Annotated in this window: 6 protein-coding genes; 4 read left to right on the forward strand and 2 right to left on the reverse strand. The window is 58.7% G+C overall.

Annotated features, from left to right (window positions below; genetic code table 11):
• The first annotated feature begins 1 nt into the window (after position 1).
• On the forward strand, positions 2–772 hold the full coding sequence (gene rpsB / locus AB1A62_RS13235; protein ID WP_366661924.1) for a 30S ribosomal protein S2: 771 nt from the start codon (positions 2–4) through the stop codon (positions 770–772).
• Between the two features lie 79 nt (positions 773–851).
• Positions 852–1727 carry a translation elongation factor Ts gene (gene tsf / locus AB1A62_RS13240; RefSeq protein WP_366661925.1) on the forward strand — a complete coding sequence of 292 codons (876 nt, stop codon included), beginning with the start codon at positions 852–854 and terminating at the stop codon, positions 1725–1727.
• 479 nt (positions 1728–2206) lie between these two features.
• On the opposite strand, the gene AB1A62_RS13245 is transcribed toward tsf, so the two are convergent.
• Together AB1A62_RS13245 and aroQ are read right to left on the reverse strand one after the other, a co-directional pair.
• Positions 2207–2962, reverse strand: coding sequence for a LuxR family transcriptional regulator (locus AB1A62_RS13245; RefSeq protein WP_366661926.1), 756 nt, complete (start codon positions 2960–2962; stop codon positions 2207–2209).
• The gene (gene aroQ, locus AB1A62_RS13250) at positions 2959–3408 is read right to left on the reverse strand and encodes a type II 3-dehydroquinate dehydratase (RefSeq protein WP_366661927.1); all 450 of its coding nucleotides are present in this window, start codon (positions 3406–3408) and stop codon (positions 2959–2961) included. The genes AB1A62_RS13245 and aroQ overlap by 4 nt, the downstream gene beginning before the upstream one ends.
• A gap of 270 nt (positions 3409–3678) precedes the next feature.
• Between aroQ and AB1A62_RS13255 the strand changes: the two genes are divergently transcribed.
• Together AB1A62_RS13255 and AB1A62_RS13260 are read left to right on the forward strand one after the other, a co-directional pair.
• Complete coding sequence (locus AB1A62_RS13255) at positions 3679–4890, forward strand: serine hydrolase domain-containing protein (protein ID WP_366661928.1); 1212 nt, start codon at positions 3679–3681, stop codon at positions 4888–4890.
• A gap of 32 nt (positions 4891–4922) precedes the next feature.
• On the forward strand, positions 4923–5786 hold the full coding sequence (locus AB1A62_RS13260; RefSeq protein WP_366661929.1) for an acyl-CoA thioesterase II: 864 nt from the start codon (positions 4923–4925) through the stop codon (positions 5784–5786).
• The last annotated feature ends 214 nt before the right edge of the window (positions 5787–6000 follow it).

Genomic DNA, 6000 nt, shown 5'->3' on the forward strand with positions numbered 1-6000 from the left:
CATGGCTCTTCCCGAGTTCACCATGCGTCAGCTGCTGGAAGCTGGCGTTCACTTCGGCCACCAGACTCAGCGCTGGAACCCGCGCATGTCGCCCTTCATCTACGGCGCGCGCAACGGCATCCACATCATGGACCTCACCCAGACTGTTCCGATGCTGGACCAGGCGCTGCAGGTTGTCCGTGACACCGTTGCCAAAGGCGGCCGCATCCTGTTCGTCGGCACCAAGCGCCAGGCCGCAGGCCCGATCGCCGAAGCGGCAGAGAAGTCGGCTCAGTACTACATGAACCACCGCTGGCTGGGCGGCACCCTGACCAACTGGAAAACCGTTTCCCAGTCGATCAACCGCCTGAAGGAAATCGACGAGAAAATGGCGGGCGGCGCCGAAGGCCTGACCAAGAAAGAGCGTCTGGGCATGGAACGCGACCAGGAGAAGCTGCAGGCCTCCCTGGGCGGCATCCGCGAAATGGGCGGCGTGCCGGATCTGCTGTTCGTCATCGACGTGAAAAAAGAAGCACTGGCGATCGCCGAAGCCAAGAAACTGGGCATCCCGGTTGTGGCTGTTGTCGACACCAACTGCTCCCCCGATGGCGTGGACTACATCATCCCGGGCAACGACGACGCATCGCGCGCCATCTCGCTCTACTGCGACCTGGTTGCCCGCGCAGCTCTGGACGGCATGTCGGCTCAGCTGGGCGCAGCAGGCGTTGACCTGGGCGCGCTGGAAGAGGCACCGGCTGAAGAAGCCGTGGCTGAAGAAGCCGCCGAAGCCTGATCCGTCCTGTCACGGAACTGACATGCGGGGCAGGGTATCACCTGCCCCAAATCTGTTTTTGAATTGAGGAGAGCCTAAGATGGCAATCACTGCAGCAATGGTGAAAGAACTGCGCGAATCCACCGGCGCAGGCATGATGGACGCGAAAAAAGCACTGGTCGAAAACAACGGCGACATGGAAGCCGCTGTTGACTGGCTGCGCACCAAGGGCCTGGCGAAAGCCGCCAAGAAATCCGGCCGCACCGCCGCAGAAGGCCTGGTGGCCGTTGTCGTCGAAGGCGGCAAGGGCGTTGCTGTTGAGGTGAACTCCGAAACCGACTTCGTTGCCAAGAACGGCGAATTCCAGGAAATGGTCGGCAAGATCGCCACTGCAGCCCTGGGCGCAGGCGACATCGAAGCGCTGGCCGCAGCAGATCTGGGCGGCAAATCCGTTGCCGACACCCTGACCGACAAGATCGCCACCATTGGCGAAAACATGTCGCTGCGCCGCATGGAGAAGCTGGAAGGCGAGACCGTCATTTCCTACGTCCACAACGCGGCCACTGCCGGTATGGGCAAGATCGGCGTTCTGGTTGCCATGACCGGCGGCGACGAAGCCATCGGCAAGCAGGTCGCAATGCACATTGCAGCCGTGAACCCGGCCGCCTTGTCCGAAGCCGAGCTGGACGCCTCCGTGGTCGAAAAGGAAAAGCAGGTCCAGATGGACATCGCCCGTGAATCCGGCAAGCCGGAGCAGGTGATCGAGAAAATGATCGAAGGCCGCATGAAGAAATTCGTGGCCGAGTCGACCCTGCTGAACCAGCAGTTCGTTGTGAACCCCGATCTGACCGTGGAAGCCGCTGCTAAGGAAGCTGGCGCCACCATCACCGGCTTTGTCCGCGTGGAAGTCGGCGAAGGCATCGAAGTCGAGAAAGAAGACTTTGCGGCCGAAGTGGCAAAGGCTGCTCAGGGCTGATCTGCTCGAACAGCACCAAATTCAAAAGCCGGCAGGGCCACCTGCCGGTTTTTTTGTGCGCTGACAGCCGACCAGAGCAGCCCGGGAACGGCGTGCTGAAAACAATAGACGATTTTTTGAAGAAGAGATGCGAGGGGCCCCGCTAATGGGGATGGGCAGGACCCCTCATGTATCGGGGCAGGACACGGATCTATACGCGCCTGCCCCCGATCAGGTAGGAGAGCCCTGTAATCGCAAGGTTCGATACCCAAAGTTCCTTGGCCAAAGCCACCACTCACGGAACATGTGCAAATTGCAATGAATTATCCTTTAGCGGTAGTACAGAATACCATACTTTTTGACGCTAATTGGCGTCTTTACTTCATCCGGATTTGAGCTAGCGACCCTTAAGGGACGTGTTAAGGTGGTAAATTCTATATTATTTTCAAACGATTATGCCGAGCACCTTAGGCGCAGGCTAGAGTGCCTGGGCGTAGAGCTCAGGCATCCATCACATACATCTGGTTGTGCAAAGCGGCCTTCAGGACCGCTTGCGCAGTGGTCTCCACCGACAGGGATTCCCTTGCCAGGCGCAGGTGCTTTTCGATCGTCGCAGGTGTCAGGCCCATCAGCAGGGCAATGTCCTGAGTGGTCTTGCCGTCGCCGACCCATTGCAGCACTTCCCGCTGCCGCTTGGTAAGGCTCCTGTTCGGGGCAGTATAGGGCAGGGTGAGGATCTTAAGATGCGCAACGTTGTTCATCAGAACGATATCGTCGCCTTCGTCCTGCCACAGGGCATCCACCTCATCCTGGGTAAGGCCCGGCCGGGCAGCCAGGGAAATCGCCCCTTTGTAGCGCGGCGAGGTGGAGTAAAAGCTGACGGTGTAGCCGGCCGTCATGTCCAGGGCCTGGTTGAATTCATGCACTTTGCGGGCCTCAGGCCCCAGCGTGCCATTGGCGGCCATCTCCTGCACGATCCGCCAGCTGCCGGCGCCTTCGTTCTCCAGCGCCCAGCGGAGCATCGGCGCATGGGAATAGAGCCCCTTATGCAGAAACCCCTCGAGATAAGCGTTATCGTGGTTTGACAGGATGAGAAAGTCATCCGGGTCCCCCAGCGACGTTTCTGTTTTGTAGCGTGTGTACCCGTAAATCAGCCGGTCGAAGCCGTACTCCGCCATCTGGTGGACGTGGCCGTGCCACAGCTCTTCCAGGCTTTGCGCTCCGCAGACGAAGTTGATGTATTTTCTGACCTTCATGCTGCGCCGGTCTCATTCAAATGTTCGGCCAATGCATCCAGTGCCAGCAAGTAGCCCTGCGCGCCAAACCCGCAAATCTGACCCAGCGCAGCCTTGGCGATATAGGAGGTATGGCGGAACTGCTCACGCGCGTGAATGTTTGAGAGGTGCACCTCAACTGCTGGAAGTTCCACGGAGATCAGCGCATCCATCAAGGCAATCGAGGTGTGGGTATAGGCACCGGCATTCAGGATGATGCCCTGATGGCGGCCCTTGGCGTCATGGATAGCGTCAATCAGCGCGCCCTCGTGGTTCGACTGGAGGCAGGCAACCTCCATCCCCAGCTTTTGCGCGTGGGCGGCGCAGGCGTCCTCAACCACTGCCAGAGTAACCGATCCATAAACTTCCGGCTGGCGCGTGCCAAGCAGGTTGAGATTGGGTCCGTTCAATACCAGAATACTCGCCATAAGATGTATGTCCTTGCCGTCTTTCCCTTTGAACTTCTAAGACAAATTTATTTCGAATGCGAACACACAAACGCATAGGGCAGGAAAAAACTTAGCGTAACCTGCTCAGGTTGAAGAGTGCGGGCGTGGAGATATCTGTTCTCCAAAAAGCGGGCTGCAGTTGACTTGTGCAGCCAGGACACGCGGAATTGGCTCGACCTGACTTGTTTCGCAACGCATTATCCCGAAAACCGCGGTATTGGAATGACCGGGTGCGGACGGGAGGCAGCGATGAACCTTGGGCGGTTGGAAAGGATCAGGTCCTGGCAGCAACGTTATGTTGACGAACGGAAATATCCCGGAAGCGCCTTGTTGATCCATCGCGGCGGCGAGGAAATCTATTTTCACACCGCGGGCCTGCGAAATATCGAGGAGCGCCTGCCATACACCCGCGATACGCTGGTGCGGCTCTATTCGATGACCAAGCCGGTGACGTCACTTGCGATAATGCAACTGTTGGAGCGCGGCCATTTCCATCTGGATGCACCTGTCAGCGACTTTCTCCCGGAATTCAGCGATATGCGGGCATTGGTTTCCGGTGCTGCGGCCATCAGTCAGACCGAGTCATGCCCGCCGCCAACGCTGCATCAGCTGCTGACCCATACCAGCGGGCTGAGCTATCCGTTCAACCCGGGCCTGTTGCCAGCGGCGATGGAAGCGGAAGATCTGCTGTTCAAACCGGACCATGGGCCGCTGTCCGCCATGGTTACGCGGCTGGCAGACCTGCCGCTGGCGTTTCAGCCCGGCACCCGCTGGGAGTATTCTGTGGCAACAGATGTGCTGGGCCGGGTTGTCGAAGTGGTTTCCGGACGGCCGCTGGGTGAATTTCTGGCAGGGGAAATCTTCGAACCCTTGGGTATGACGGAAACCGGGTTCCGGGTGCCGGACGGGGCAGGGAACCGTTTTGCGTCCCTCTACACGCCGCTGGCGGGTGATGCGATGGCACTCAACTCTGGAATAGCTGGCGGCGACAGCCTGCGTCTCACGGATTGCTACGGCAGCTCTCCGTTTGAGAAGGCCAGTATGCATTCCGGCGGCGGCGGGCTGGTCGGCACAATTGATGATTACATGAAGTTTGCAGAGATGCTACGGCGCCGCGGCCGCTATAACGGCGGCTTCATAATAAGTCCGCAAACCGCTGATTTCATGATGCAAAACCACCTTAACGGAGACATCGCCGGAATGGGGCCAAGTAGTTTCGCGGAACAGCCGATGGAGGGTATGGGGTTTGGCCTTGGCGGTGCTGTGGTGCTGAACCCGGCGCGCGCGCGCTGTCCGGGCTCGGTTGGCGACTTCAGCTGGGGCGGCATTGCGTCGACCTTTTTCTGGGTGGACCGCCAGCTGGACTTGTCGGCTGTGTTCCTGACCCAGCTGGCGCCGTCCAGTTCCTATCCGTCGCGGCCGGAGCTGAAGGCGCTGGTGCATGGCGCCGTCACGGCATAACGTTCAATGGCAGGTCAAAGGAAAAACTGAAGATGCCAGACACCGCCAAAATCCTGCTGGATCTGCTGGACCTCGAAACGCTGGATACCAATCTCTACCGTGGTTCCGGTTCCGGTGGCGAAACCCCGACGCGCATCTATGGCGGCCAGGTGATCGCACAAGCGCTAACGGCGGCATATGCCACTGTTTCCGGCAGGTTATGCCATTCACTTCATGCGTATTTCATTCGTCCGGGCGACCCGTCGCGGCCGGTGATCTATGAGGTCGATCCGGCCCGCGACGGCCGCAGCTTCACCACGCGGCGCGTGGTTGCGATGCAGAACGGCAAGCAGATACTGAATTTGGCGGCGTCTTTCCATGCTCAGGAGGACGGCTGGGATCATCAGCACGGTATGCCGGGTGTACCGGCGCCGGACAGCTTGGAGCCGCGCCATGAGATTCTCAAACGCAATGCCAGCCGCTTTGCGGCGGCAAAGCAAACTGAACTGTTGCGGCCGCGGCCGTTCGAGATCCGGGAGGTTGAGCCGCGCGATCCTTTGACGCCGGAGAAAACCAGTGATGCCAACCAGATGTGGATTCGAATGGAAGCTGCCGAAGGTGCCGGGCCAGAACTTCAGCACATCCTGCTGGCTTATGTTTCCGACTTCGGGTTGCTGGGATCCTCGATGCGTCCGCACGCGCTGACGTTTCACAATCCGAAAGCGATGACTGCCAGCCTCGACCACGCCATGTGGTTCCATGCGCCGGTGCAGTTGCAGAACTGGCACCTGTATTCCATGGACGCGCCATTCACCGGCAGTGCCCGCGGTTTCAATCGAGGGTCAATTTACACCGAAGACGGAATACTCGTTGCCAGTGTAGCGCAGGAAGGTTTGCTGAGGCCGCTAAAGCGTTGATTTTGATGGAAATAGTTCTCCATTCGAATTTGGGTGATGCGGATAATTACCATAATTCTGATTATAGGATGTCCTGAGGGCCACGGGGGCACATTCTAAACTGGGTTGCGACAAATTCCCTATCTTGCTGGAAAGCAAGGAGAATGGAAGATGGCCCATACGGAGCTGGATTTGCGTGAACGGCGCACAATCGAAGATATGCTGAACGCAAAGA

Source organism: Leisingera sp. JC11, assembly GCF_040704725.1.
Lineage (GTDB): Bacteria > Pseudomonadota > Alphaproteobacteria > Rhodobacterales > Rhodobacteraceae > Leisingera.